The organism is Salmonella sp. SAL03688 (assembly GCF_046551895.1).
Lineage (GTDB): Bacteria > Pseudomonadota > Gammaproteobacteria > Enterobacterales > Enterobacteriaceae > Salmonella > Salmonella enterica.
Genome location: NZ_JBGDVI010000010.1, coordinates 134,497 through 158,191, shown reverse-complemented (window position 1 = coordinate 158,191; position 23,695 = coordinate 134,497). Strand labels below are relative to the sequence as shown.

Genomic DNA, 23,695 nt, shown 5'->3' with positions numbered 1-23,695 from the left:
GTGGATAAGTCTGTTTACAAGGATCTGACGAAAGCGGAACAAAACGTGCCCCAACGCGATATTCGTTGTGGATAATTTTACTGTAGATAAGAATTGGAGCGGGAAACGAGACTCGAACTCGCGACCCCGACCTTGGCAAGGTCGTGCTCTACCAACTGAGCTATTCCCGCATAATCTTCGTCTTTCGAACCGCTACTGCGTTGGCTGCCTTCACTCGCCTGAGTCACTTACTTCAGTAAGCTCCTGAGGACTCATTCAGTTGCCGCCTTGTCGCAATTCGAAATCCTGCGATTGGTGGTCTGTGCTTAACAAGTACTTTCAAATTTTGGAGCGGGAAACGAGACTCGAACTCGCGACCCCGACCTTGGCAAGGTCGTGCTCTACCAACTGAGCTATTCCCGCAAATTTGTTGCTGTCGTAATTCGCATTTCTGCGTCGTTACGGGAGGCGCATTATACGAGAAATCCATTTAGCTGCAAGCCCCTGAACGCATTTTTTCGCGATTTTTGTTTGAATGCTGATTAAATCACCAAACAAGACAAAAAACGAGCAAAGCGTGCGCTATGCAACAAAAAACTTTTCACGCCACGCCTAAAGGCACAGAATCAGAATAGCACCCTGCGCCAAAAAAAGAATAGCACGGTGACCACAACATCCAATTGATATCAGGGATCAAGATGAAAAAAAAACTTATTGTCATGCTGTTAGCCAGCCTCTCCGTTCACGCCGCTTCCGTTTCCGCCAGAACATTACATTTTGGCACCTCCGCCACCTATGCGCCCTATGAGTTTGTCGATGCCGATAATAAAATTGTTGGTTTCGATATTGATGTCGCCAACGCGGTCTGCAAAGAGATGCAAGCGGAGTGCTCATTTACTAACCAGAGCTTTGATAGTCTGATCCCCAGCCTACGCTTCAAAAAGTTTGATGCGGTGATCGCCGGTATGGATATGACGCCCAAACGTGAGCAGCAGGTCTCCTTTAGCCAACCCTATTACGAAGGTCTATCGGCGGTAGTCGTCACGCGTAAAGGGGCTTATCACACTTTTGCCGATCTGAAAGGCAAAAAAGTCGGTCTGGAAAACGGTACAACGCATCAGCGCTATTTGCAGGATAAACAACAAGCCATCACGCCTGTCGCCTATGACAGCTATCTAAACGCCTTTACCGATCTGAAAAACAACCGTCTTGAGGGCGTGTTTGGCGATGTCGCCGCGATTGGTAAGTGGCTAAAAAACAATCCGGATTACGCCATCATGGATGAACGCGCCAGCGATCCTGACTACTACGGAAAAGGGTTAGGCATTGCGGTACGCAAAGGCAACGACGCGCTATTGCAAGAAATTAATGCCGCGCTCGACAAGGTGAAAGCGTCGCCGGAATATGCGCAAATGCAGGAGAAATGGTTTACGCAGTAATTCAGTGGCGGGAGAGCTGCCGGATGAGACGCTCTGGCGTTGCCATCCGGCATGTTACGCCTCACAGCTTAATGAAATGCTCGCGGTAGTAAGCCAGCTCCGCCACCGACTCGCGAATATCATCCATCGCCTGGTGCGTGCCCTGCTTGGTAAAGCCGGCCAGAATCTCCGGCTTCCAGCGGCGCGCCAGTTCCTTGAGCGTACTGACATCAAGATAGCGATAGTGGAAGTAGGCCTCCAGTTCCGGCATATATTTAAACAGAAAACGACGATCCTGACCGATGCTGTTACCGCAAATCGGCGACTTACCCGCAGGCACCCACGTTTTCAAAAATTCAATCGTCGCCAGTTCAGCGTCTCGTTCGCCCATCGTACTTGCCTTAACGCGATCTACCAGGCCGCTGCCGGTATGGGTGCGCACGTTCCAGTCATCCATTAACGCCAGTTGCGCATCGGATTGATGTACCGCAATCGTCGGCCCTTCCGCCAGAATATTCAGACTGGCATCCGTCACCAGCGTGGCTATCTCAATAATGCGATCGCGCTCGGGGTCCAGACCTGTCATCTCCAGATCGATCCAAATCAGGTTGTTTTCATCGGCACTCATGCTATTTTCCACCCTTCAGAGGTCACATTCACTGTGACTATATTCATCTACAATTGCGTGTATCATAGATGTTTTGCCCACTATGGGCGACCAGGAGCCAGTACGATTGAGCAAAAATAAACTCTCCAAAGGCCAGCAGCGCCGTGTGAACGCCAATCACCAGCGTCGTTTAAAAACGTCCGCGGAGAAAGCCGACTACGATGACAACCTGTTTGGCGAGCCTGCAGAGGGTATCGTCATTAGCCGTTTTGGTATGCATGCCGATGTGGAGTCTGCTGACGGCGAGGTTCACCGTTGCAATATCCGCCGCACCATCCGTTCGCTGGTGACGGGCGATCGCGTCGTCTGGCGTCCGGGCAAAGCCGCCGCAGAGGGCGTCAACGTAAAAGGCATCGTTGAAGCGGTGCATGAGCGCACCTCGGTATTGACGCGCCCGGACTTCTACGACGGCGTGAAGCCTATTGCCGCCAACATTGACCAAATCGTTATCGTCTCCGCGATTTTGCCGGAGCTGTCGCTGAATATCATCGATCGCTATCTGGTCGGCTGTGAAACCCTACAGGTTGAGCCGCTTATCGTACTCAATAAAATTGATCTGCTGGACGACGAAGGTATGGACTTCGTTAATGAGCAGATGGATATCTACCGCAATATCGGCTATCGCGTGCTGATGGTCTCCAGCCATACGCAGGATGGTCTGAAACCGCTGGAAGAGGCGTTAACCGGTCGCATCAGTATTTTTGCCGGGCAGTCCGGTGTCGGAAAATCCAGTCTGCTAAACGCTCTACTCGGCTTACAGAACGAGATTCTGACGAACGATGTGTCGAATGTCTCCGGTCTGGGTCAACATACCACTACCGCTGCTCGTCTGTATCATTTCCCGCATGGCGGCGATGTCATTGATTCCCCCGGCGTGCGCGAGTTCGGCTTATGGCATCTGGAGCCGGAACAAATCACCCAGGGCTTTGTCGAATTTCATGACTATTTGGGACATTGCAAATACCGGGACTGCAAGCATGACGCCGATCCAGGCTGCGCCATTCGCGAAGCGGTAGAGAACGGCGCTATTGCGGAAACCCGTTTCGAAAATTATCACCGAATTCTTGAAAGTATGGCGCAGGTAAAAACGCGTAAAAACTTTTCTGATACGGACGACTGACAGATACGCTAGGCGTCGTTAGAATCGTCCACTTTTTTCAGGATACCGGTATAACTGCCGGTTCAGGAACAACAATGGCCTGGAGGCTACCTTGTTAAACTCATTTAAACTTTCGCTACAATACATTCTGCCGAAACTATGGCTCACTCGCCTGGCGGGCTGGGGCGCAAGCAAACGAGCAGGATGGCTGACAAAACTGGTTATCGATCTCTTCGTAAAGTATTACAAAGTCGATATGACCGAGGCGCAAAAACCGGATACCGCCAGCTATCGTACGTTCAATGATTTCTTTGTTCGTCCGCTGCGTGATGACGTGCGTCCGCTCAATACCGATCCTAACATCCTGGTGATGCCTGCTGACGGCGTGATAAGCCAGTTGGGTCGTATCGAAGAAGATAAAATTTTGCAGGCCAAAGGCCATAATTACAGCCTTGAGGCGTTGCTGGCGGGTAACTACCTGATGGCGGATAAGTTCCGCAACGGCACGTTTGTGACCACTTACCTCTCCCCTCGCGACTACCATCGCGTGCACATGCCATGCAACGGCATCCTGCGTGAAATGATCTACGTACCGGGCGATCTGTTCTCCGTTAACCATCTGACCGCGCAAAACGTCCCCAACCTGTTTGCCCGCAACGAGCGCGTTATCTGCCTGTTTGATACCGAGTTCGGCCCTATGGCGCAGATTCTGGTCGGCGCAACTATTGTCGGCAGTATCGAAACCGTCTGGGCGGGGACCATTACCCCGCCGCGCGAAGGCATCATCAAGCGCTGGACCTGGCCAGAAGGCGAACATGAAGGGTCTGTCGCCTTGTTGAAAGGCCAGGAGATGGGACGCTTTAAACTGGGTTCCACGGTCATCAACTTATTTGCGCCGGGGAAAGTGAATCTGATCGAGTCGCTGGCAAGCCTGTCCGTTACCAAAATTGGCCAACCGCTGGCGACGTCGACCGAAACATTCGTCGCGCCGGAGGTAGAACCTGCTCCGCTGCCGGCAGAAGAAATTAAAGCCGAACACGGCGCCAGCCCGCTGGTTGACAATAAAAAAGACGACACCTAATCAAGAGAGAATGCTGACGTGCGCCTGATTATCGCTTTTCTGATGGCCTGGTGCCTCAGCACGGGGGCGTTCGCCGCAACGGCCCCCGACGCCAAACAAATCACGCAGGAACTGGAGCAGGCAAAAGCGGCGAAGCCCGCTCAGCCGGAAGCCGTTGAGGCGCTCCAGACTGCGTTAAACGCGCTTGAAGAGCGAAAAGGCTCGCTTGAGCGCGCGAAACAATATCAACACGTTATTGATAATTTCCCTAAGCTATCCGCCACCTTGCGCGCCCAGTTGAATAATCTGCGCGATGAACCTCGCAGCGTACCGCCAGAGATGTCCACCGAAGCGTTAAATCAGGAGATCTTGCAGGTTAGCAGCCAGCTACTGGATAAAACCCGCGAGGCGCAACAGGAGCAGGAGCGCGTCAGGGAGATCGCCGACTCGCTCAGCCAGCTTCCCCAACAGCAAAACGACGCCCGCCGCCAGCTTAATGAGATTGAGCGACGACTCGGCGCCGCAGGCGGAAGTGCCGCGCTTAGCCAGGCGCAAAGTCTCAGTATGCAGGCGGAGTCCGCCAAACTAAAAGCGTTAGTCGACGAACTGGAGTTGGCGCAACTGTCCGCCAACAACCGGCAGGAACTGGCTCGTCTGCGTTCCGAGCTGGCGGAAAAACAGAGTCAGCAATTGGATGCGTATCTTCAGGCGCTGCGCAATCAGCTCAATAGCCTGCGCCAACGTGAAGCGGAACGCGCGCTGGAAAGCACTGAGCTGCTGGCGGAAAACAGCGCCGGTTTGCCGGAAGGCATCGTCGAACAATTTAAAGTCAACCGCGAGCTGTCACAGGCGCTCAATCAACAAGCGCAGCGGATGGATCTGGTCGCCTCGCAGCAGCGACAGGCCACCAGCCAAACGTTACAGGTGCGCCAGGCGCTCAATACGCTGCGGGAGCAGTCGCAATGGCTTGGCGTGTCCAACATGCTTGGCGAAGCGCTGCGTGCGCAGGTCGCCCGTCTGCCAGAGATGCCTAAGCCGCAGCAGCTTGATACGGAAATGGCGCAGCTACGCGTCCACCGTATGCGCTATGAAGAGTTACTCAATAAGCAGCCGCAGCTACGGCAAATACGTCAGGCCAATGGACAGCCGCTGACCGCCGAGCAAAACCAGATTCTTGACGCCCAGCTTCGCACTCAGCGCGAGCTGCTCAACTCGTTGTTACAGGGCGGCGATACGCTGATCCTAGAGCTGACCAAACTGAAAGTCTCCAACAGCCAACTGGAGGATGCGCTTAAAGAGGTTAATGAAGCGACCCACCGTTATCTGTTCTGGACCGCTGACGTTAGCCCGCTATCGCTCTCCTGGCCTGTTGATTTGGTTCAGGATTTACGCCGGCTTATCTCATTAGATACGTTTAATCAGTTAGGTAAAGCCAGCATCATGATGCTGACCAGCAAAGAGACGCTACTGCCGTTATTCGGCGCGCTGGCGCTGGTCGGGTTTAGCCTCTATTCGCGCCAACACTTCAACCGGTTCCTTGAGCGCTCGGCCTCGCGCGTCGGGAAAGTCACCCAGGATCACTTCTCGCTGACGCTGCGAACGGTGTTCTGGTCGATTCTGGTCGCCTCGCCGCTGCCCGTCTTGTGGGCGACGCTCGGCTATGGTCTGCAGGAAGCCTGGCCGTATCCGCTGGCCGTCGCCATCGGCGATGGCGTGACGGCGACAGTACCGCTGTTGTGGGTAGTCATGATTTGCGCCGCTTTTGCCCGCCCTAATGGCCTGTTTGTGGCGCATTTCGGCTGGCCGCGAAACCGGGTAGCGAAAGCGATGCGCTACTACCTGATGAGCATTGGGCTGATCGTGCCGCTCATTATGGCAGTGATCATGTTTGATAATCTTAACGATCGGGAGTTTTCCGGCTCGTTGGGCCGCCTTTGCTTCATCCTGATATGCGGCGCGCTGGCGCTGGTCACGCTGAGTCTGAAAAAAGCGGGCATCCCGCTCTATCTTGATAAAGAAGGCAACGGCGACAACATGGTCAACAGCCTGCTGTGGAATATGCTGATGGGCGCGCCGCTTATCGCGATTCTGGCGGCGGCGGTGGGTTATCTGGCCACGGCGCAGGCGCTACTGGCGAGACTGGAAACCTCGGTCGCCATCTGGTTCCTGTTGCTGGTCATCTATCACGTCATTCGCCGCTGGATGCTGATCCAACGACGCCGACTGGCTTTTGACCGCGCCAAACATCGTCGGGCGGAAATGCTGGCGCAGCGCGCGCGCGGCGAAGAAGAACCGGCGCACTCCTCCAGCCTGGAAGGCGCGGTCGACATCGATGAAAGTGAAATCGATCTTGACGCTATTAGCGCCCAGTCGCTGCGTCTGGTCCGCTCAATTCTGATGCTTATCGCCCTGCTATCGGTAATTGTACTGTGGTCGGAAATCCACTCGGCATTCGGCTTCCTGGAGAATATTTCGCTGTGGGATGTCACCTCTACGGTGCAAGGCGTGGAAAGCCTGGAGCCGATTACTCTGGGGGCGGTGCTCATTGCGATTCTGGTCTTTATCATCACCACGCAGTTGGTGCGTAATCTGCCTGCGCTGCTGGAACTGGCGTTATTACAGCATCTCGATTTAACGCCTGGTACCGGTTACGCCATCACGACCATCACCAAATATCTGTTAATGCTGATTGGCGGGCTGGTCGGTTTCTCGATGATCGGCATTGAGTGGTCGAAGCTACAATGGCTGGTGGCCGCGCTCGGCGTTGGGCTTGGTTTTGGCCTGCAAGAAATTTTCGCTAACTTTATCTCCGGCCTGATTATTTTGTTTGAAAAGCCGATTCGTATCGGCGATACGGTGACCATTCGCGATCTCACCGGCAGCGTGACCAAAATCAATACCCGCGCCACCACCATCAGCGACTGGGATCGTAAAGAGATTATCGTGCCGAATAAAGCCTTTATCACCGAACAGTTTATCAACTGGTCGCTGTCTGACTCCGTTACGCGCGTGGTGTTAACCATCCCGGCACCGGCGGATGCCAATAGCGAAGAGGTGACGCAAATTCTGCTGACGGCGGCGCAGCGCTGTTCTTTGGTGCTGGACAACCCGCCGCCTGAAATCTTTCTGGTGGATCTCCAGCAGGGTATTCAAATTTTCGAACTGCGTATCTATGCCGCGGAAATGGGACACCGTATGCCATTACGCCATGAGATCCACCAATTGATTCTGGCTGGCTTCCGCGAACACGGTATTGATATGCCGTTCCCGCCGTTCCAGATGCGTCTGGAGAGCCTCGGCGGTAAACAAACGGGGAGAACGTTAACGTCAGCGGGTAAAACCAGCCGCCCGGCGGGCAGTTTGTAGCGCATGATCCAGGCAAGAAATGCCGGATGCGACCCGTCGGGTCTTATCCGGCCTACGGGCCGGCAATTAACCTGTAGGCCCGATAAGCTTGCGCCATCGGGCATTTCATCGCAGCTCACAGACATTTTCGGACTTATTATGCGTCCAGATCTGCAACAGGCAGGTTAATTTCGCTATAGCGCATTCGGAATAAATCGCCGTAACCCACCAGTTCTCCGCGAAATACGAGGCATCTTATAACATACGCGCAATAAATATCCGACACATGTTTCCACTTATCCTCATCGCGATCCCTTAACGTGCCAATAGTCATTCCTACTACCATCGCAACCTTTCGACGTGCAACATGAACGGAAGAAAGAATAACCTTTTCTATTTCAAGGATATCTTCCGGAGTAAAATTGAGTGCCCTAACCTCATCTTCCGTGATAATCGGGTCTCTCGAACTATCATTCATAATGTTCTCCATCGGGCAATAAACGCCGGATGCGACCCTTGGGGTCTTATCCGGCATACGGTCTTTACTCCGCCGCCCACTCCGGATCAGCGCTCATGCGGCTGCTGTAATTCTGATAAATCGCCATCGCCAGCAGCGAGAAGAAGATCGGGCCGCCGATCATCCACAAGGCGCTGTCCCAACCCCCAGCTTCAATCACCGGCTGGATGATGGTAAAGACGTTGGCAAACGTCACCACCAGCACCACAACACCCGTCGCGACCAGGGTAGAGGCTTTGGTTTTAAAGAGAACAAATGGCCGCTCCAGATCCTGACGCGCTTTAAAGAAGGGAAATGCCAGCGCAAGGAACAGGTATGGCAAGGTCATTGAGACGTTCGCCATCAGCGTGAGTTTGTTATAAAACGCCGATGCGGTGTCACCGCCAAAAGAGACCAGCAAAATAAACAGACTCACCAGCACGCACTGTAGCCACATAGCGGTCGCCGGCATACCGTTAGCGTTCAGTGTCGTCATCGGCGCGGGCCACAACGCTTTTGGCGTCCCCTGAATAATGGCTTTCAGCGGTGAATAGCTCAACGTAAAAAACGCGCCGGTATAAGCCAGAAACATAGAAAGGCCGGTGATACGCGCAAACCAGACGCCCACCGTCATCGCTGCGTCCGGAGAAAGGTTTAACGCGTTACCTAATGTCGTGCCTAAACTCGACATCAAAATGTAGGTAATATTCCCTAAGTTAACGGCGCTATTACTTAATATCTGTTGCCAGTTAGTACTGACGCCCCATAAAAAGATCGCCAAAGAATAACCAATTGAAATCACAATGGCCGCGAAGACAATACCTTTCGCAAAATTCTTTTCCGGTTTCTCGGTTTTATCCACCAGTCCGCCGACAGCCTCAATACCGCCGTAAGCAAAAATAGCAAATACCACAAATGACAACATTGCCAGACCGGAGTGATAACCCGGATTCGGTGACGAGGTAAAATTAATTTCTTGTGCAAAATGCCCACCATTTAATAACAAAATAGCGACACTCACTAACAATAAAACTAAATTAAGACACATTACGGCAATACCTCCGACCGCCGTAATTCGCGCAATTTTATTGATCCCTCTGGCGGCGACACACGTCACCAGAATCATCCAGCCAACGGCGAGCAGCCCGACAACCTGCGTAGGCTCAAGCCCCGCAATACGCCAGTGCTGCGTCATATCGGCGCCAAAAACAAAAGTAGAAAACGGTACCCAAATTTTTGCCGCCGTACTTACCATCCATATGACATACGATGAAAACCACATAAACGTGCCGATAAACGCGTAACGTGGCCCCACGCTATTATTCATCCACGAATAGATCCCGCCCTCTTCTTTGCGATAAGCGGAACCCATTTCAGCCATCATTAAGGCGAATGGAATAAAAAACAGCAAGGCAGAAAATATATACCACGGGATTGCGCTATACCCCATTAAATAAAACGCCGACGGGCTATTCGCAAAACCAAAAACAGAAGTAAAAATCATCAGGATAAGCCCAATAAGGCTCATCTTTTTTATCGTGTGGGTCATTCAACCATCCCTTACTCTCGAGCGCGTTTGCCAGACGCCGCTCACCGATTGACGCCGCCTTCTTTTTTACAAAGGTCAGCGATAAAAAAATCAACACAGGATTGATACCTAAATGGCATCAAAGTTCCAGCCTTATGTTGTGGCAAACAGAGGATAATTGAAAAAATATGCTACAAAATGGCGCTTATTGCGCCATTTTATCTCGCGAAAGAGTGAATTTCAGATTTACGCCCGATCGACCGTAAAAGCAATCACGTCCGCCAGGCTTTCTGCTCCCAGCGCCAGCATCACCAGACGATCAACACCCAGCGCCACGCCGGAACAATCCGGTAGACCGGCGGCCAGCGCATCCAGTAGATTTTGGTCAATCGGCTGCTGCGGCAGACCGCGAGCGGCGCGCTTACGATTGTCCTGTTCAAAGCGCTGTTGTTGCTCACGTGCGTCCGTCAGTTCGTGGAAACCATTCGCCAGCTCAATACCTTTGTAGTACACCTCAAAGCGCTCGGCGACGCGATGATCCTCGGTACTGATTTGTGCCAGCGATGCCTGACTGGCCGGAAAGTGATAAATAAAGGTCGGCTTTTCTTTACCTATATGCGGCTCAACCCCCATCGTGAACAGCAGTTGCAGCAACGTATCACGGTCTTCTTCCGTATCGGCGATATTGCTTAAATCAAGCTTTGCCGCCGCCTCACGCAGTTGCGTTTTATCTGCTGATAACGGGTCAATCTCCAGATGGCGCTGAAACGCCTGTTGATAGGAGAGACTTTCCGCAGGTTGACAATCCAGCACTTGCTGAAGCAAATCATCCACTTCATTCATCAGGCGGTACATATCGTAATGCGGGCGATACCACTCCAGCATGGTGAATTCCGGATTATGATGTCGTCCCATCTCTTCATTACGGAAACTGCGGCATAGCTGGAAAACCGGACCGCACCCTGCCGCCAGCAGGCGTTTCATATGGTATTCCGGACTGGTCATTAAATAGAGGTTGATCCCCTGGGAATGGCCAGGTCCGACGAAACGCGTTTCGAACGGGAACAGATGAATGTCTGTGACCGTCGCCTGACTCATGCAGGGCGTCTCAACCTCAAGCACTCCACGATCGGCAAAGAAACGACGGATTTCCGCCATAATCGCCGCACGTTTTAATAAATTGGGGATGGACGCGCTCGGCTGCCAGGTTGCCGTTTCGCTCATGATTCTTTCTCCAGTTTAAGACAAGGTCACGAAGTCTACTCGCAACGCGCGGGCGAAACAAATTTTGCGCAGGCGTATCGGGCGCCTTCTGGAGGGTAAAAAAAGTGATTTCAGATGGTTTAGTAATTAAATTAATCAAAATCAATGATAATTCATCCCTCTGATACGCTAAAAAAATCGAACACGTCAAATTTCCCTCACATCCCTGAGACTATACTGTTGTACCCATAAAGGAGCAGTGGAAACGCATTCATACTTCGCAGAACCCAGAGGCTTTATCTGGCTGCGCGAGGGTGAAATTACAATAATCTGGAGGAATGTCGTGCAAACCTTTCAAGCCGATCTTGCCATTATAGGCGCCGGTGGCGCGGGATTACGTGCTGCAATTGCTGCCGCACAGGCGAATCCCAATGCTAAAATCGCACTGATCTCAAAAGTGTACCCGATGCGCAGCCACACCGTCGCTGCCGAAGGGGGTTCAGCCGCTGTCGCCCAGGATCATGACAGCTTTGACTACCATTTTCACGATACGGTAGCAGGCGGAGACTGGCTGTGTGAGCAGGATGTCGTGGATTACTTTGTCCACCATTGTCCCACTGAGATGACGCAGCTGGAGCAATGGGGCTGCCCGTGGAGCCGCCGTCCGGACGGTAGCGTTAACGTGCGTCGCTTCGGTGGTATGAAAATCGAGCGTACCTGGTTCGCCGCGGATAAAACCGGCTTCCATATGCTGCATACCCTGTTCCAGACTTCCCTGCAGTTCCCACAAATCCAGCGCTTTGACGAACATTTTGTGCTGGATATTCTGGTTGATGACAACCATGCGCGCGGCCTGGTGGCAATGAACATGATGGAAGGCACGCTGGTGCAAATCCGCGCCAACGCCGTGGTCATGGCGACAGGCGGCGCAGGCCGCGTATACCGCTATAACACCAACGGCGGCATCGTCACCGGCGACGGGATGGGCATGGCGCTGAGCCACGGCGTTCCGCTGCGTGATATGGAATTCGTTCAGTATCACCCGACCGGCCTGCCAGGTTCCGGTATCCTGATGACCGAAGGTTGCCGCGGCGAAGGCGGTATTCTGGTCAATAAAAATGGCTACCGTTACCTGCAAGACTACGGCATGGGCCCCGAAACGCCGCTGGGCGAGCCGAAAAACAAATATATGGAACTGGGGCCACGCGACAAAGTATCCCAGGCTTTCTGGCACGAATGGCGTAAAGGCAACACCATCTCCACGCCGCGCGGCGATGTGGTTCACCTCGACCTGCGTCATCTCGGCGAGAAGAAACTGCATGAACGTCTGCCGTTCATTTGCGAACTGGCGAAAGCCTATGTCGGCGTCGATCCGGTTAAAGAACCGATTCCAGTACGTCCGACCGCGCACTACACCATGGGCGGCATTGAAACCGACCAGAACTGTGAAAGCCGTGTCAAAGGGCTGTTTGCCGTTGGCGAATGCTCCTCTGTTGGCCTGCATGGCGCGAACCGCCTCGGTTCCAACTCACTGGCGGAACTGGTGGTGTTTGGTCGTCTGGCTGGCGAACAAGCAATGGAACGCGCTGCTACGGCAGGCGCCGCAAATAGCGCCGCGCTCGACGCCCAGGTTGCCGATATTGAACAACGTCTGAAAAATCTGGTGAACCAGGAAGGCAACGAAAACTGGTCGAAGATCCGCGATGAGATGGGTCTGTCTATGGAAGAAGGTTGCGGTATTTACCGTACTCCGGAACTGATGCAGAAAACCGTTGATAAACTGGCCGAGCTTCAGGAACGTTTCAAGCGCGTACGTATCTCCGATACCTCCAGCGTGTTCAACACTGACCTGCTGTATACCATCGAACTGGGTCATGGTCTGAACGTAGCGGAATGTATGGCGCACTCTGCGCTGGCGCGTAAAGAGTCCCGCGGCGCGCATCAGCGTCTGGATGAAGGCTGTACCGAGCGCGACGATGTGAACTTCCTCAAGCACACCCTCGCCTTCCGCGATGCTGATGGCACGACCCGTCTGGAATACAGCGACGTGAAAATCACCACCCTGCCGCCAGCCAAACGTGTTTACGGCGGTGAAGCGGAAGCAGCCGATAAGAAGGAGAAGGCGAATGGCTGAGATGAAAAACCTGAAAGTTGAGGTGGTTCGCTATAACCCGGAAACCGATACCGCGCCGCACAGTGCTTTCTATGAAGTTCCTTATGATGAAACAACATCGCTACTGGACGCGTTGGGCTACATCAAAGATAACCTGTCGCCAGACCTGAGCTACCGCTGGTCCTGCCGTATGGCGATCTGCGGCTCCTGCGGCATGATGGTCAACAACGTCCCTAAACTGGCGTGTAAAACCTTCCTGCGCGATTACACCAACGGTATGAAGGTGGAAGCGCTGGCGAACTTCCCGATTGAGCGCGATCTGGTTGTCGATATGACGCACTTTATCGAAAGCCTGGAAGCGATCAAACCGTACATTATTGGCAACTCTCGCACGCCAGATCAGGGGCCGAATGTCCAGACCCCGGCGCAAATGGCGAAGTATCACCAGTTCTCCGGTTGCATCAACTGTGGTCTGTGCTACGCCGCGTGCCCGCAGTTCGGTCTGAATCCTGAATTTATCGGACCGGCTGCGATTACGCTGGCGCATCGCTATAACGAAGATAGCCGCGATCACGGTAAGAAGGAGCGTATGGCGCAGTTGAACAGTCCGAACGGCGTATGGACCTGTACTTTCGTGGGCTACTGCTCCGAAGTCTGTCCAAAACATGTCGATCCGGCTGCGGCCATTCAGCAGGGTAAAGTGGAAAGCTCGAAAGACTTTCTTATCGCCACCCTGAAACCACGCTAAGGAGTGCAACATGACGACTAAACGCAAACCCTATGTGCGGCCGATGACGTCCACCTGGTGGAAAAAACTGCCGTTTTATCGCTTTTATATGCTGCGCGAAGGCACAGCGGTGCCGGCAGTCTGGTTCAGTATTGAACTGATTTTCGGTCTGTTTGCGCTCAAACACGGCGCGGAATCCTGGATGGGATTCGTCGGCTTTTTACAAAACCCGGTGGTAGTGATCTTAAACCTGATCACCCTGGCGGCCGCGCTGCTGCACACCAAAACCTGGTTTGAACTGGCGCCGAAGGCGGCCAATATCATTGTAAAAGACGAAAAAATGGGGCCAGAGCCAATCATCAAAGGGCTTTGGGTGGTCACTGCGGTAGTCACCGTAGTCATTCTGTATGTTGCCCTGTTCTGGTAAGGAGTCCCGGATGATTAATCCAAACCCAAAACGTTCTGATGAACCCGTATTCTGGGGACTGTTTGGCGCAGGCGGTATGTGGGGCGCGATCATCGCGCCGGTGATCGTGCTACTGGTTGGCATCATGCTGCCGCTGGGGCTATTTCCGGGCGATGCCCTGAGTTTTGAGCGCGTACTGACGTTCGCCCAAAGCTTTATTGGTCGCGTTTTTCTGTTCCTGATGATCGTGCTGCCGCTATGGTGTGGCCTACACCGTATGCACCACGCGATGCATGACCTGAAAATCCACGTGCCTGCGGGCAAATGGGTCTTCTACGGTCTGGCGGCAATCCTGACCGTTGTGACGGCGATTGGCGTTATCACTCTCTAAGTTGCCACGACGCCCTCTTATCTACCCGATAAGAGGGCGTTTTTTCTTTTCCTGCCTCTCATTTTCCCACCAGGTTCTACACTTAGAAAAAACACTGGAAGGAAAATTTTATGCGCATTCTGCCCGTCGTTGCTGCAGTTACGGCTGCATTTCTGGTTGTCGCCTGTAGTTCGCCTACTCCGCCTAAAGGCGTTACCGTGGTAAATAACTTTGATGCCAAACGTTACCTCGGCACCTGGTATGAGATCGCACGCCTCGATCATCGATTTGAACGTGGGCTGGAACAAGTCACGGCCACCTATAGCCTGCGTGACGATGGCGGGATTAATGTCATCAATAAAGGCTATAACCCGGAGCGGGGAATGTGGCAAAAAACAGAAGGCAAAGCGTATTTTACCGGTAGTCCAAACCGCGCCGCGCTCAAGGTCTCTTTTTTCGGCCCGTTCTACGGCGGCTATAACGTGATTGCGCTTGACCGGGAATACCGTCATGCGCTGGTGTGCGGCCCGGATCGCGACTATCTGTGGATACTCTCTCGCACGCCAACGCTTTCTGAGGAAATAAAACAGCAAATGCTGGCCGTCGCGACCCGGGAGGGGTTTGACGTCAATAAATTAATTTGGGTAAAACAATCAGGTTCGTAGCAATATCAGCGACGAATTAATGCGCACTGAGTTTTAGCCCAATGATACCCGCGACGATCAAGCCAAGACTGAGCAAACGCGCCGGTGAGGCAGACTCGCCCAGCAGAAGGATACCGGTGATTGCCGCCCCAACGGCGCCGATGCCGGTCCAGATGGCGTACGCCGTTCCAACAGGCAGCGTTTTCATTGCCCAGGAAAGTAACGCCATACTGATAACCATGGCCGTAATGGTGATAATACTGGGGGTCAGACGAGAAAAACCGTGGGTATACTTCAGGCCGACAGCCCATACCACTTCAAGTAAACCAGCGATTAATAGAATGATCCAGGACATAGCAGGCTCCAGATAATTAATGGGGCCGTCCCCGGTGAGAATAGCGTTTACAGGTCGTCCTGTAACGTATACGGATGAAAAGCCATTCTTGCCTGAGAGAAAATGAATTTCAACCTTTTTATTTTTTTCCGTCTAAAGGCGGGAATTGGCCCTTTTAAGCCGCGTAGTTTTCGCATTTAGCGCCCACAGGAGTTCTCTATGATGGAACGCCTTCTGGGAAAGAAAGTGCTTTATCTACTTCCGGGTGCAAAAAACTATGTTGAAAATTTTAGTGATAGACCGATGCCACTTTACCCGTACGGGCATGGAGGCCTGGCTTAATCACACTGATGTGCTCAGTTCTTCACTGCTGGTATCCGGGATGAATAACCTTATACTGGCGAAAGAACATATTCTGCAATGGAAGCCCCATCTGGTTATCGCTGATTTATATGGTTTTCTCAACGATGCCTTACCCGAGCAGCCTATCAATGCATTTTTTGCCGCCTGCAGGATGACGCCGTTGGTATTATTACAGTCAGGGAATATGCCGTACAGACCGCAATATGCCAGTCATGCGGTGTTATCTAAACACACGCCTTTACATGAGCTTGCACAACGAATTAAAGGAGCGCTATATACTCATCCACTGCAGGAAGCGCCGGAAAGCGCCACGCCATTGCTCTCTCCGCAGGAGGAAAAAGTGCTCGCGATGTGGACGGAAGGCACCAGCAATAAAGAGATTGCGTATGCGCTTGGCATTCACGGGAAAACGGTTTACACCTATAAACGTAATATCCGTATGAAACTTCATATGGATAACCGGTATTCTCCCTTTCTTATGCTTCCGGAGAAAATCGATTAACGGTACGACGCCATGCCGTACCGTTGATGATTACTGCTGAGCTCTGGTTGCAGCGCCAGAGATCGCACTACCACCGTCCGAGATGTCCTCGCCCACGCCGCGCGTGGTATTACAAGCAGTTAATACAGTGGAAAGTACCAAAACAGAAAAGATCGCTGCAATTGTCTTTTTAACCATAATGTCTTCCTTTTCTAGCCAATGTTGTTTGTGTATAGCAACTTAATAATAGACAACATCCCAGAAAATGACGGGCGATCGACTAATTTTAGGAAGACGAGAAGCGATTAGCTGGCTGCGCGGGAGATGGCGTGGCCAAGATGCTGAATATCTTCGCCGAAGCCGCGGGCGGTATTACATGCCGTTAATAATGTGCCGGTAAGAAGAACCAGTGCGACAAGGCAGATAAAGCGTTTCATCATTGAGGCGCGAAAAATAGGATGGCGCAGCATACGCTGCACCATTTTTCCCGATAACGTAAATTATTTTACGCGGGATACGTATTCGCCGGAACGGGTATCGACTTTGATCACTTCGCCAATCTGCACGAACAGCGGAACTTTAACCACTGCGCCAGTAGACAGCGTGGCTGGTTTGCCGCCAGTACCTGCGGTATCGCCCTTCAGACCTGGGTCGGTATCAACAATTTCCAGTTCAACAAAGTTCGGCGGAGTGACAGAGATAGGCTGACCGTTCCACAGGGTCACGATGCATTCCGCCTGATCCAACAGCCATTTTGCGTTGTCGCCGATAGCCTTGGCATCTGCAGACAGCTGCTCGAAGGTTTCGTTGTTCATGAAATGCCAGAACTCACCGTCGTTGTACAGGTAAGTCAGGTTCATATCGACTACATCCGCGCCTTCAGCGGAATCGGTCGATTTGAAGGTTTTCTCAACGCGCGTGCCGGTCAGCAGACGGCGCAGCTTAACGCGGGCAAACGCCTGGCCTTTACCCGGTTTCACGAATTCACTGGATTCAACCGCATAAGGTTCGCCATCCAACATGATTTTAAGACCGGAACGAAAATCGTTGCTATAGTAAGTCGCCATAAGGCCCTCTGAAATTGTTAACTGGTAGCTAAGCCACAAAATGGCGCATATTGTAACCCTAAATACCCCATTGCGAGAAGATTGGTTAGCGCAACTTGCCGATGTTGTGACCAATCCCGACGAACTGCTGCATCTTTTACAGATTGAAGCTGATGAAAACCTCCGGGCAGGACAGGACGCCAGGCGCTTGTTTGCCCTCCGCGTGCCGCGCGCTTTTATTGCGCGCATGGAGAAGGGCAACCCTGACGATCCTCTTTTACGTCAAGTGCTGACGTCCCGGGATGAATTTATTGTCGCCCCCGGTTTCTCCACCGACCCGCTGGAAGAGCAACACAGCGTGGTGCCAGGATTATTGCATAAATACCAAAACAGGGCGCTATTGCTGGTAAAAGGCGGATGTGCGGTAAATTGCCGCTACTGTTTCCGTCGTCACTTCCCGTATGCGGAGAATCAAGGCAATAAGCGCAACTGGACAGTCGCGCTGGAGTATATCGCCGCACACCCGGAACTGGATGAGATCATCTTTTCCGGCGGCGATCCGCTGATGGCGAAAGATCATGAGCTGGACTGGCTGCTCACGCAACTGGAAGCCATTAAGCACGTCAAGCGGCTACGCATCCACAGTCGGTTGCCTATCGTCATCCCGGCACGCATTACTGACGAACTGGTCGCCCGCTTTGACCAGTCACGTCTGCAAATTTTGTTGGTGAACCATATCAACCACGCTAATGAAGTGGACGAGGCATTCTGCCTGGCGATGAAGAAACTGCGCCACGTGGGCGTCACGCTTCTCAACCAGAGCGTCCTGCTGCGTGGCGTGAATGATAACGCGCGAACGCTGGCGAATCTGAGCAACGCGCTATTTGACGCCGGCGTGATGCCCTATTACCTGCATGTGCTGGATAAAGTGCAGGGCGCCGCGCATTTTATGGTCACCGATGACGAAGCCCGGCAAATCATGCGCGAACTGCTCACGCTGGTATCCGGCTATATGGTGCCAAGACTGGCGCGTGAAATCGGCGGCGAACCGAGCAAAACACCGCTGGATTTACAGCTTCGGCAGTGCTAATCCTCGCGGGTGCGTCAGGGACGACGAAAAATATTACCGCGCGATATCACGAGGAGATTCCCCCGCGATTCTCCTCACCCTTTGGCGACGATAAACTAACCTTCGTTAAATACACCTTTCCGGTCCTCTCTTTTCAATAAAGTCCGTTTTAGGACTCGCTTAGCGTGTACTGCATTTTCGAATTATACTGGTTCTCCTTTTTATAGGACGGCATAAACAATTTATATATCAAATACATTGCAGTAAAACATTTAATTATTTTATATTTGTGGAGAATTGACATGGCCTTAACGATTAAGGGACTAAATACCGGCGTTATTCGTCACAATGATAAGTTTATCGCGCTGGCGCTTAAGGTGAAGTCACTGAGAAATAAAGAAACACTGCTTTTCTTTCCTGTGCTCGCGCTGCGAGACTTGTTGATCGGCCTTGAACACCGGCTTTATCTACAACACTCGCTTCCGGAACAAGAGCAGGAAAAACGCCAGAAAGCTAAAAGCAGTCATGTGCTTAAAATGCATGAGAATATTCCGGCAATACTCCGTGAAGAGCTGGAAAACGCCGATGTTAATCAGCGTGTTGAATCTTTAGCGTTGAGCGATAATACAGAAAAAGTATTAACCTTTACGTTAAAGCTGCACAATGGTAGCCATCTTGATTTACAGGTCGGTGAGTGGCAGGTTGAAGTTCTGGTGATGGCTATTATTCACGCCATTAATAATGCCGAAATGCGTGAGCTCGCATTGCGTATTTCTTCAATGCTGGACTTTTTACCATTATACGATGCTGACTGCCTGGAAAACGGTAATATCGAATTCGATACCTATAACCAGCCTGACTGGAAACATAATCTGTATAACCATTATTTAGCGCTCGTTTATCGTTATACGGATGAGACAGGACAATCGCATGATTGCGGCACCATCATTAAGACCCGTAGTCAGTCAGGCTCTAAAGAAGCTGAAGCGATATCACGCCGCTTGCTGAATTTCAGCCCGCGTCTTAAAAAGCTGGAAGGAAAACCGTGTAAGGTTTTTGTCAGAACGCTTGGAACCGGTAAAGCAGCGCGTCTGACGCAAGATCAATGCATGCGCGCGTTGCATAATCTACGCATGGCATCATCGCAGGAAAAACGCTAACCATATCGCCCTCTGAATCTTTCAGAGGGCGTTACGATTCAGACATATCAGTTCGGACATTTATAAACCTGGCCGTTCATCTCGCTGGCCGTCGGGACAAAACTGGACAACATGCCCTGTGACGGACTACTTACGCCATACAGCACGTTTCCACCCATCGCGGCCGCCTGATTACGCAGATCGTTCGCTGCGCCACGCATTGAGCCACCCTCTTCGCCGTGCTGGCCTGAAAACCAGTTACTCTGTTTACCAGTTGCCGTACCAATTAGCTGGCATTCCGCGCCTGGCTTATCTTCGACAAAGCGTACATTTTGGCCGGCAGCGGTGAGTTCGTTGCTGGAGCTACAACCCGCCATCAGCAGCGCGGCGCCAACGATCCCTGCTAAATATTTCACGTGCATGTTATTCCCCATAATCAATGAGCTGGACGTTTTGTCCGTATCTGAATCTTATACTAAAAAGATGACTAAAAGAAAAACCCCCGGTCATTTCTGCCCGGGGGTTTCTCAATTCTGGGAGATAAACATCCAAATCATTCTGGTTGCAGGAAGGCGGCCAGTTTGTTAATCCCCAGTCACTTACTCAAGTAAGTGACTGGGGTTAGCCAACGCATCTGCAGCCTGAAGGATGCAGGGTGTGGGCAATTACATCATGCCGCCCATACCACCCATACCACCCATGCCGCCAGCAGCGCCTAAATCAGGAGCATCGCTTTTCGGCAGGTCGGTCACCATGCACTCGGTAGTGATCATCAGACCAGCCACAGAAGCCGCGTACTGCAGCGCAGAACGGGTAACTTTGGTTGGGTCCAGGATACCCATATCGATCATGTTGCCGTATTCTTCAGTTGCTGCGTTGTAACCGTAGTTACCGTCGCCGCCTTTAACGGTGTTAGCGACAACAGACGGCTCTTCGCCGCAGTTCAGCACGATCTGACGCAGCGGAGCTTCCATTGCGCGCAGCGCAACTTTGATACCCACGTTCTGGTCTTCGTTCTGGCCTTTCAGGTCAGCAATTTTAGAAGCAACGCGGATCAGCGCAACGCCACCACCAGCAACCACGCCTTCTTCTACCGCAGCACGGGTCGCGTGCAGGGCATCTTCAACGCGGGCTTTCTTCTCTTTCATTTCAACTTCGGTCGCAGCGCCAACTTTGATTACCGCAACGCCGCCTGCCAGTTTCGCTACGCGCTCCTGCAGTTTTTCACGATCGTAGTCGGAGGTCGCTTCTTCAATCTGCTGACGGATCTGAGCAACACGGCCCTGGATGGCAGCTTCTTCACCCACGCCATCGATGATGGTGGTGGTGTCTTTGTTGATCACAACACGTTTCGCCTGACCCAGGTCTTCCAGGGTTGCTTTTTCCAGCTCCATACCGATCTCTTCAGAGATTACGGTACCGCCGGTCAGGGTAGCGATATCCTGCAGCATCGCCTTACGACGATCGCCGAAGCCCGGTGCCTTAACAGCAGCCACTTTCACGATGCCACGCATGGTGTTAACAACCAGGGTAGCCAGCGCTTCGCCTTCAACATCTTCAGCGATGATCAGCAGCGGTTTGCCTGCTTTTGCAACGGCTTCCAGAACCGGCAGCATTTCGCGGATGTTGGAGATTTTCTTATCAGCCAGCAGGATGAACGGGCTTTCCAGCTCTACTGCGCCAGTTTCCGGCTTGTTGATGAAGTAAGGAGACAGGTAGCCGCGGTCAAACTGCATACCTTCAACCACGTCCAGTTCGTCCTGCAGACCGGTACCGTCTTCAACGGTGATGACGCCTTCTTTACCGACTTTATCCATCGCTTCCGCGATCAGTTTACCTACGGTTTCGTCGGAGTTAGCGGAGATAGTACCTACCTGAGCAATCGCTTTAGAGTCGGAGCACGGTACGGACAGGGCTTTCAGCTCTTCAACCGCCGCAGCAACCGCTTTGTCGATACCACGTTTCAGGTCCATCGGGTTCATGCCCGCAGCAACGGCTTTCAGGCCTTCGGTAATGATGGACTGCGCCAGTACGGTCGCGGTGGTGGTGCCGTCGCCTGCAGCATCGTTCGCTTTAGAGGCAACTTCTTTCACCATCTGCGCGCCCATGTTTTCAAACTTGTCTTCCAGTTCGATTTCACGCGCTACGGAAACACCATCTTTAGTGATAGTCGGCGCACCGAAAGATTTATCCAGAACCACGTTACGGCCTTTCGGACCGAGGGTTACTTTCACTGCATCTGCCAGTACGTTTACGCCGCGCAGCATTTTCACACGAGCGTCGTTACCGAATTTTACGTCTTTAGCTGCCATTTTCTCTTTCCCTTAAATTCGTATGTTCAGTGTCGTTCGCGGATTACGCTTCAACAATTGCCAGAATGTCGCTTTCAGACATGATCAACACTTCTTCATTGTCGATCTTTTCAGATTTCACACCGTAGCCATCGTTAAAAATAACGATGTCGCCAACTTTCACGTCCAGCGGCTGTACAGTACCGTTGTCCAGGATGCGACCCTTACCGACAGCGATGATTTCGCCACGAGTTGATTTACCCGCTGCGGAACCGGTCAGTACGATGCCGCCAGCAGATTTGGACTCAACTTCTTTACGTTTGACGATCACACGATCATGTAACGGACGAATACTCATTGATAGCTCTCCTTTGAGAAAGTCATTATCAGTTATGGGTGACGCCGGCCCGTAAACGGTTTCCCGGCTGGTGACCAGAGAGATGGGGATGGGGTTTTGCCCCTTCAAGGGGGGAGATGAAAAAAAATTCTTCTGAGCGAAAAAAGCGGTAAAAACGCTACTTATCTCACGTTTACCCAAGGTTTAGAACATCCTGCTATAAGAAAAGGCGTGTGTGATACGCTTAAAAATGTCTGTCGTCACCTGACGTTACAATTCCGCCGGATAATGAGCTGATGAATGAACTAAAAAAAGAGCTTGGGTTGGTTCAGGGCGTTATCTTGTTAACCACATCATTATTAGGGACTGGCGTTTTTGCGCTTCCGGAGCTGGCTGCGCTGGCAGCAGGCGACATCAGCCTTTGGGCATGGCCGCTGCTCATTATTTTGATTTTCCCTATTGCGATTGTCTTTGCTGTGCTGGGGCGCCATTTTCCACACGCTGGCGGCGTAGCGCATTTTGTCGGGATGGCATTTGGCCCGCGTCTGCAACGAGTGATCAGTTGGCTGTTTTTATCAGTCATTCCTGTTAGTTTTCCCGCAGCCTTGCATATTGCGGTGGGTTTCGGCCAGGCGCTGTTTGGCTGGCAAAGCGAACAGCTCTTATTTGGGGAGCTGGGTACTCTAGGTTTGCTATGGTTTATGGGATCGCGCGGCGCCAGCTCCAGCGCCAACCTGCAAGCCATTATCGCTGGATTAATTATCGCGCTTATTGCCGCCATTCTGTGGAAAGGCGCGATTAAACCTGCAGATATCACCTTCCCAGCCGCAAACGAAATCACCTTTTCCCGGCTGTGTACCGCCCTGGCGATCATGTTCTGGGGATTTGTGGGAATTGAGGCTTTTACGCATTTGTCGTCTGAATTTAAAAATCCTGAACGTGATTTTCCGAGCGCATTGATCATTGGCCTGATGCTGGCCGGCTCCATTTATTGGACCTGTACCGCCGTGGTGCTGCATTTTGGCGTCTATAGCGACAAGATAGCGGCAACAGCCTCGCTACCGCTTGTTATTGTTCATCTCTTCGGTATCCAGGCGTTGTGGGTAGCCTGCATTATTGGTTATCTCACCTGCTTTGCCAGCCTGAATGTGTATGCTCAGAGTTTTGCGCGTCTGATATGGACGCAAATGCAATATCAGCCCGATCACTATCTGGCTCAACTCTCTCCCGGGCGCCTTCCCTTGCACGCGTTAAACGTTATTCTGGCCTGTTGTTGCGTGAGTTCCCTGGTCGTCTACGCCCTGAAGATTAACCTCAATGCGCTGATCGTCTATGCTAACGGTATTTTTATTATGCTCTATCTGCTTTGTATGCTGGCGGGCTGTCGACTGTTGAAAGGGCGTTGCTATGCACTGGCGGTGACGGGTTGTCTACTGTGCCTGTTATTGCTGGCAATGCTGGGGTGGAAAAGCTTATATGCCATTATCATGCTGGCTGCATTATGGCTGTTTTTACCGAAGCGAAAACGCATGGCGTAAGACGCATCCGCTGGCCGGATAGCGCCTCACGCGACTTATCCG

Annotated in this window: 24 protein-coding genes and 2 tRNA genes; 13 read left to right on the top strand and 13 right to left on the bottom strand. The window is 52.2% G+C overall.

Annotation, left to right across the window (positions count from 1 at the left end):
• Nucleotides 1-94 precede the first annotated feature (94 nt).
• Nucleotides 95-170 (bottom strand) — tRNA-Gly (locus ACLJR2_RS12630).
• Between the two features lie 156 nt (nucleotides 171-326).
• A tRNA-Gly gene (locus ACLJR2_RS12625) sits at nucleotides 327-402 on the bottom strand.
• Nucleotides 403-677: 275 nt separating this feature from the next.
• Here ACLJR2_RS12625 and ACLJR2_RS12620 point away from each other — a divergent pair.
• Nucleotides 678-1,418, top strand: a complete 741-nt coding sequence (locus tag ACLJR2_RS12620) for an arginine ABC transporter substrate-binding protein (protein ID WP_000727897.1) — start codon at nucleotides 678-680, stop codon at nucleotides 1,416-1,418.
• Between the two features lie 61 nt (nucleotides 1,419-1,479).
• Here ACLJR2_RS12620 and orn read toward each other — a convergent pair whose 3' ends face one another.
• On the bottom strand, nucleotides 1,480-2,025 hold the full coding sequence (orn, locus tag ACLJR2_RS12615) for an oligoribonuclease (RefSeq protein WP_001271546.1): 546 nt from the start codon (nucleotides 2,023-2,025) through the stop codon (nucleotides 1,480-1,482).
• A 106-nt stretch (nucleotides 2,026-2,131) separates the two neighbouring features.
• On the opposite strand from orn, the gene rsgA reads away from it, so the two are divergent.
• The 3 genes from rsgA to mscM all read left to right on the top strand — a co-directional run bounded on the left by rsgA (nucleotide 2,132) and on the right by mscM (nucleotide 7,589).
• Nucleotides 2,132-3,184 carry a small ribosomal subunit biogenesis GTPase RsgA gene (rsgA, locus tag ACLJR2_RS12610; RefSeq protein ID WP_000041945.1) on the top strand — a complete coding sequence of 351 codons (1,053 nt, stop codon included), beginning with the start codon at nucleotides 2,132-2,134 and terminating at the stop codon, nucleotides 3,182-3,184.
• A 91-nt stretch (nucleotides 3,185-3,275) separates the two neighbouring features.
• On the top strand, nucleotides 3,276-4,244 hold the full coding sequence (gene asd, locus ACLJR2_RS12605) for an archaetidylserine decarboxylase (protein WP_001534906.1): 969 nt from the start codon (nucleotides 3,276-3,278) through the stop codon (nucleotides 4,242-4,244).
• An 18-nt stretch (nucleotides 4,245-4,262) separates the two neighbouring features.
• Nucleotides 4,263-7,589, top strand: coding sequence for a miniconductance mechanosensitive channel MscM (gene mscM / locus ACLJR2_RS12600; RefSeq protein ID WP_001236755.1), 3,327 nt, complete (start codon nucleotides 4,263-4,265; stop codon nucleotides 7,587-7,589).
• Between the two features lie 136 nt (nucleotides 7,590-7,725).
• On the opposite strand, the gene ACLJR2_RS12595 is transcribed toward mscM, so the two are convergent.
• The 3 genes from ACLJR2_RS12595 to epmA form a co-directional block, all read right to left on the bottom strand.
• Entirely contained in the window at nucleotides 7,726-8,046 is a 321-nt protein-coding gene (locus tag ACLJR2_RS12595) for a hypothetical protein (RefSeq protein ID WP_001736544.1), read from the bottom strand.
• A 64-nt stretch (nucleotides 8,047-8,110) separates the two neighbouring features.
• Nucleotides 8,111-9,613, bottom strand: a complete 1,503-nt coding sequence (gene yjeM / locus ACLJR2_RS12590; protein ID WP_000149873.1) for a glutamate/gamma-aminobutyrate family transporter YjeM — start codon at nucleotides 9,611-9,613, stop codon at nucleotides 8,111-8,113.
• A gap of 225 nt (nucleotides 9,614-9,838) precedes the next feature.
• Nucleotides 9,839-10,816, bottom strand: a complete 978-nt coding sequence (gene epmA, locus ACLJR2_RS12585) for an elongation factor P--(R)-beta-lysine ligase (protein ID WP_000004794.1) — start codon at nucleotides 10,814-10,816, stop codon at nucleotides 9,839-9,841.
• A 322-nt stretch (nucleotides 10,817-11,138) separates the two neighbouring features.
• Between epmA and frdA the strand changes: the two genes are divergently transcribed.
• From frdA to ACLJR2_RS12560, 5 genes are all read left to right on the top strand, one after another.
• Nucleotides 11,139-12,929, top strand: coding sequence for a fumarate reductase (quinol) flavoprotein subunit (gene frdA / locus ACLJR2_RS12580; RefSeq protein ID WP_001192954.1), 1,791 nt, complete (start codon nucleotides 11,139-11,141; stop codon nucleotides 12,927-12,929).
• Nucleotides 12,922-13,656, top strand: a complete 735-nt coding sequence (gene frdB / locus ACLJR2_RS12575) for a fumarate reductase iron-sulfur protein (RefSeq protein WP_000829509.1) — start codon at nucleotides 12,922-12,924, stop codon at nucleotides 13,654-13,656. The genes frdA and frdB overlap by 8 nt, the downstream gene beginning before the upstream one ends.
• Before the next feature lie 10 nt (nucleotides 13,657-13,666).
• A complete protein-coding gene (gene frdC, locus ACLJR2_RS12570) occupies nucleotides 13,667-14,062 on the top strand; it encodes a fumarate reductase subunit FrdC (protein ID WP_000208749.1) in 396 nt (131 codons plus the stop codon).
• 10 nt (nucleotides 14,063-14,072) lie between these two features.
• The gene (gene frdD / locus ACLJR2_RS12565) at nucleotides 14,073-14,432 is read left to right on the top strand and encodes a fumarate reductase subunit FrdD (RefSeq protein WP_000609650.1); all 360 of its coding nucleotides are present in this window, start codon (nucleotides 14,073-14,075) and stop codon (nucleotides 14,430-14,432) included.
• Nucleotides 14,433-14,542: 110 nt separating this feature from the next.
• Nucleotides 14,543-15,076, top strand: a complete 534-nt coding sequence (locus ACLJR2_RS12560) for a lipocalin family protein (protein WP_001221673.1) — start codon at nucleotides 14,543-14,545, stop codon at nucleotides 15,074-15,076.
• A 16-nt stretch (nucleotides 15,077-15,092) separates the two neighbouring features.
• Here ACLJR2_RS12560 and sugE read toward each other — a convergent pair whose 3' ends face one another.
• Nucleotides 15,093-15,410 carry a quaternary ammonium compound efflux SMR transporter SugE gene (sugE, locus tag ACLJR2_RS12555; RefSeq protein ID WP_000118469.1) on the bottom strand — a complete coding sequence of 106 codons (318 nt, stop codon included), beginning with the start codon at nucleotides 15,408-15,410 and terminating at the stop codon, nucleotides 15,093-15,095.
• A gap of 256 nt (nucleotides 15,411-15,666) precedes the next feature.
• Here sugE and ACLJR2_RS12550 point away from each other — a divergent pair, with 256 nt between their 5' ends.
• Nucleotides 15,667-16,254, top strand: a complete 588-nt coding sequence (locus ACLJR2_RS12550; protein ID WP_000912959.1) for a helix-turn-helix transcriptional regulator — start codon at nucleotides 15,667-15,669, stop codon at nucleotides 16,252-16,254.
• Nucleotides 16,255-16,284: 30 nt separating this feature from the next.
• On the opposite strand, the gene ecnB is transcribed toward ACLJR2_RS12550, so the two are convergent.
• The 3 genes from ecnB to efp form a co-directional block, all read right to left on the bottom strand.
• On the bottom strand, nucleotides 16,285-16,431 hold the full coding sequence (gene ecnB / locus ACLJR2_RS12545; RefSeq protein WP_000239598.1) for a lipoprotein toxin entericidin B: 147 nt from the start codon (nucleotides 16,429-16,431) through the stop codon (nucleotides 16,285-16,287).
• Nucleotides 16,432-16,538: 107 nt separating this feature from the next.
• Nucleotides 16,539-16,673 (bottom strand): entericidin A/B family lipoprotein, encoded by a 135-nt coding sequence (locus tag ACLJR2_RS12540; protein WP_001670700.1) that lies wholly within the window; start codon nucleotides 16,671-16,673, stop codon nucleotides 16,539-16,541.
• Between the two features lie 60 nt (nucleotides 16,674-16,733).
• A complete protein-coding gene (efp, locus tag ACLJR2_RS12535) occupies nucleotides 16,734-17,300 on the bottom strand; it encodes an elongation factor P (protein ID WP_000257282.1) in 567 nt (188 codons plus the stop codon).
• A 40-nt stretch (nucleotides 17,301-17,340) separates the two neighbouring features.
• Here efp and epmB point away from each other — a divergent pair, with 40 nt between their 5' ends.
• Both epmB and ACLJR2_RS12525 read left to right on the top strand, forming a co-directional pair.
• Nucleotides 17,341-18,369, top strand: a complete 1,029-nt coding sequence (epmB, locus tag ACLJR2_RS12530; protein WP_000940482.1) for an EF-P beta-lysylation protein EpmB — start codon at nucleotides 17,341-17,343, stop codon at nucleotides 18,367-18,369.
• 281 nt (nucleotides 18,370-18,650) lie between these two features.
• Nucleotides 18,651-19,508, top strand: coding sequence for a YjeJ family protein (locus ACLJR2_RS12525; protein ID WP_001229232.1), 858 nt, complete (start codon nucleotides 18,651-18,653; stop codon nucleotides 19,506-19,508).
• Nucleotides 19,509-19,555: 47 nt separating this feature from the next.
• Here ACLJR2_RS12525 and ACLJR2_RS12520 read toward each other — a convergent pair whose 3' ends face one another.
• From ACLJR2_RS12520 to ACLJR2_RS12510, 3 genes are all read right to left on the bottom strand, one after another.
• On the bottom strand, nucleotides 19,556-19,909 hold the full coding sequence (locus ACLJR2_RS12520; protein ID WP_000558210.1) for a DUF4156 domain-containing protein: 354 nt from the start codon (nucleotides 19,907-19,909) through the stop codon (nucleotides 19,556-19,558).
• Nucleotides 19,910-20,152: 243 nt separating this feature from the next.
• Complete coding sequence (gene groL, locus ACLJR2_RS12515) at nucleotides 20,153-21,799, bottom strand: chaperonin GroEL (protein ID WP_000729126.1); 1,647 nt, start codon at nucleotides 21,797-21,799, stop codon at nucleotides 20,153-20,155.
• Between the two features lie 43 nt (nucleotides 21,800-21,842).
• Entirely contained in the window at nucleotides 21,843-22,136 is a 294-nt protein-coding gene (locus ACLJR2_RS12510) for a co-chaperone GroES (protein ID WP_000027827.1), read from the bottom strand.
• Nucleotides 22,137-22,411: 275 nt separating this feature from the next.
• Between ACLJR2_RS12510 and yjeH the strand changes: the two genes are divergently transcribed.
• A complete protein-coding gene (gene yjeH / locus ACLJR2_RS12505; protein ID WP_001004178.1) occupies nucleotides 22,412-23,653 on the top strand; it encodes an L-methionine/branched-chain amino acid transporter in 1,242 nt (413 codons plus the stop codon).
• Nucleotides 23,654-23,695 lie beyond the last annotated feature (42 nt).

Coding starts and splice junctions, on each gene's coding strand:
- frdB (WP_000829509.1), top strand. CDS start 12,922: ATGGCTGAGATGAAAAACCTGAAAGTTGAGGTGGTTCGCTATAACCCG.
- yjeM (WP_000149873.1), bottom strand. CDS start 9,613: ATGACCCACACGATAAAAAAGATGAGCCTTATTGGGCTTATCCTGATG.
- ACLJR2_RS12620 (WP_000727897.1), top strand. CDS start 678: ATGAAAAAAAAACTTATTGTCATGCTGTTAGCCAGCCTCTCCGTTCAC.
- ACLJR2_RS12525 (WP_001229232.1), top strand. CDS start 18,651: ATGGCCTTAACGATTAAGGGACTAAATACCGGCGTTATTCGTCACAAT.
- orn (WP_001271546.1), bottom strand. CDS start 2,025: ATGAGTGCCGATGAAAACAACCTGATTTGGATCGATCTGGAGATGACA.
- efp (WP_000257282.1), bottom strand. CDS start 17,300: ATGGCGACTTACTATAGCAACGATTTTCGTTCCGGTCTTAAAATCATG.
- sugE (WP_000118469.1), bottom strand. CDS start 15,410: ATGTCCTGGATCATTCTATTAATCGCTGGTTTACTTGAAGTGGTATGG.
- epmA (WP_000004794.1), bottom strand. CDS start 10,816: ATGAGCGAAACGGCAACCTGGCAGCCGAGCGCGTCCATCCCCAATTTA.
- ACLJR2_RS12560 (WP_001221673.1), top strand. CDS start 14,543: ATGCGCATTCTGCCCGTCGTTGCTGCAGTTACGGCTGCATTTCTGGTT.
- ACLJR2_RS12510 (WP_000027827.1), bottom strand. CDS start 22,136: ATGAGTATTCGTCCGTTACATGATCGTGTGATCGTCAAACGTAAAGAA.
- ACLJR2_RS12550 (WP_000912959.1), top strand. CDS start 15,667: ATGTTGAAAATTTTAGTGATAGACCGATGCCACTTTACCCGTACGGGC.
- ACLJR2_RS12595 (WP_001736544.1), bottom strand. CDS start 8,046: ATGAATGATAGTTCGAGAGACCCGATTATCACGGAAGATGAGGTTAGG.
- ecnB (WP_000239598.1), bottom strand. CDS start 16,431: ATGGTTAAAAAGACAATTGCAGCGATCTTTTCTGTTTTGGTACTTTCC.
- frdC (WP_000208749.1), top strand. CDS start 13,667: ATGACGACTAAACGCAAACCCTATGTGCGGCCGATGACGTCCACCTGG.
- ACLJR2_RS12520 (WP_000558210.1), bottom strand. CDS start 19,909: ATGCACGTGAAATATTTAGCAGGGATCGTTGGCGCCGCGCTGCTGATG.
- ACLJR2_RS12540 (WP_001670700.1), bottom strand. CDS start 16,673: ATGATGAAACGCTTTATCTGCCTTGTCGCACTGGTTCTTCTTACCGGC.
- yjeH (WP_001004178.1), top strand. CDS start 22,412: ATGAATGAACTAAAAAAAGAGCTTGGGTTGGTTCAGGGCGTTATCTTG.
- epmB (WP_000940482.1), top strand. CDS start 17,341: ATGGCGCATATTGTAACCCTAAATACCCCATTGCGAGAAGATTGGTTA.
- groL (WP_000729126.1), bottom strand. CDS start 21,799: ATGGCAGCTAAAGACGTAAAATTCGGTAACGACGCTCGTGTGAAAATG.
- frdD (WP_000609650.1), top strand. CDS start 14,073: ATGATTAATCCAAACCCAAAACGTTCTGATGAACCCGTATTCTGGGGA.